At 63.9% G+C, this 2,227-nt stretch carries 1 protein-coding gene; it reads right to left on the reverse strand.

Annotation, left to right across the window (positions count from 1 at the left end):
* Positions 1-23: 23 nt before the first annotated feature.
* A partial coding sequence (gene rapA, locus RT028_RS10965; RefSeq protein ID WP_312934830.1) for an RNA polymerase-associated protein RapA occupies positions 24-2,227 on the reverse strand: 2,204 nt, incomplete at its 5' end.

Here is a 2,227-nt window from a genome sequence, read left to right on the forward strand (position 1 = left end):
GGCGGTGCGCGGCAGTCAGGGTGTCAGCCAGCCACCAGAATGCGGATGGCTTCGAGACGTAATGCGGCCTTTTCCAGCATCGCCACACCGTCCTTGCGCAGCTTGCGCAACGCATCGAGCTCGGTATCGCGAACGCTCGGGTTTACCGCCTTGAGGGCTGTCATCCTTGCCAGCTCTTCATCGGCCTCGGCCGCCAGACGCCGCTGGGCTTGGGCTACCCGCTCGATATGGGCCGGCATGATTTTCTCTTCGCCAGCGGCAATCCGTTTCGACAACACATCACGCTGAGCCTGTACGAACTTGTTGGCGCTCGCCCGCGGCACGCTTTCCAGCTGCTCGTTCAGCGTTTCGAAGGCTACCCGGGCCGCCAGGTCGTTGCCATTGGCGTCGAGCAGGCAGCGCAGGGCAGCCGGCGGCAGGTAGCGGCCCAGTTGCAGATGCCGCGGCGCGACCACTTCACTGACATACAACAGTTCCAGCAGCACGGTGCCCGGCTTGAGCGCCTTGTTCTTGATCAGCGCGACGGCCGTGTTGCCCATCGAGCCAGACAGCACCAGGTCCATGCCGCCCTGCACCATGGGGTGTTCCCAGGTAATGAACTGCATGTCTTCGCGAGACAACGCCTGGGCACGGTCGTAGGTGATGGTGACCCCTTCATCGTCCCCGAGCGGGAAGCTGGCATCGAGCATCTTCTCGCTGGGCTTGAGGATCAGCGCGTTCTCGGAGTGGTCTTCGCTGTCGATGCCAAAGGCGTCGAACAGGGTTTCCATGTAGATCGGCAAGGCAAACTGGTCATCCTGCTCGAGAATGGCTTCCACCAGGGCTTCACCTTCGCCAGCGCCTCCGGAGTTCAGTTCCAGCAGACGGTCGCGGCCACTGTGCAGATCGGCTTCGAGGCGTTCGCGTTCGGCACGCGCCTCGACCACCAGTGCGTCCCAGGCCTGGCTGTCGCCGCCGCCGAGCTGCGCCAGCAGGCGTGGACCGAACTGATGCTGCAAGGCGGTACCGGTCGGGCATGTGGCCAGGAAGGCATTGAGCGCCTCCTGATACCACTGGTACAGGCGTTCCTGCGGGCTGTCCTGCAGGTAAGGCACGTGCAGCTCGATGGTGTGTTTCTGACCGATACGGTCGAGGCGGCCGATCCGCTGCTCGAGCAGATCGGGGTGCGCTGGCAGGTCGAACATCACCAGGTGATGGGCGAACTGGAAGTTGCGGCCTTCACTGCCGATTTCCGAGCAGATCAGCACCTGGGCGCCAAACTCTTCATCGGCGAAGTACGCGGCGGCGCGGTCTCGCTCGAGGATGTTCATGCCTTCATGGAAGACCGTGGCCGGAATGCCCGAACGCACGCGCAAGGCGTCTTCCAGGTCCATGGCGGTTTCAGCATGGGCACAGATCACCAGCACTTTGGTGCGCTTGAGCATCTTCAGCGTATCGATCAGCCAGTCCACGCGCGGGTCGAAGCGCCACCAGCGTTCTTCTTCCGCGCTTTCGGCCTGGGCCTGGAACGCCACTTCCGGATAGAACTCGGCACGTTCACTTGGATCGAGCGCGGCATAGGCCGGTGGATTGGCCAGCGGATACGCATGCAGCTGACGCTCGGGGAAACCCTGAATCGCCGCACGGGTATTGCGGAACAGCACACGCCCGGTGCCGTGGCGATCGAGCAGTTCGCGAATCAGGCGGGCGCTGGCCTGGCTGTCGCCATCGTTGACGGCGGTCAGCAGTGCCTCGCCCTCGGCGCCGAGGAAACCCTGGATGGTGTCATGGGCTTTGCCAGACAGGCGGCCCTGGTCAAGCAGCTCTTGCACCGCCTCGGCTACTGGCCGGTAGTGCTCGCTCTCGGCGCGGAAGGTGGCGAGGTCATGGAAGCGGTCCGGGTCCAGCAGGCGCAAGCGGGCGAAGTGGCTGTCCTGACCCAGCTGTTCGGGGGTGGCCGTCAGCAGCAGAACACCGTCGATCACCTGGGCCAGCTGTTCCACCAGTGCGTATTCGCGGCTGGCGTGCTCTTCATGCCACACCAGGTGGTGGGCCTCGTCGACGACCATCAGGTTCCAGCCCGCTGCGAACAGGGCATCCTGGGCTTTTTCGTCTTCGATCAGCCATTCCAGGGCGACCAGCGCCAACTGAGCGTCTTCGAACGGATTGCTGGCGTCGCTTTCGATGAAGCGCTCGGCGTCGAACAGCGCCACTTCCAGGTTGAAGCGGCGGCGCATTTCCACCAGCC

It is taken from the genome of Pseudomonas sp., assembly GCF_032058845.1.
In the GTDB taxonomy this organism is placed as follows: domain Bacteria; phylum Pseudomonadota; class Gammaproteobacteria; order Pseudomonadales; family Pseudomonadaceae; genus Aquipseudomonas.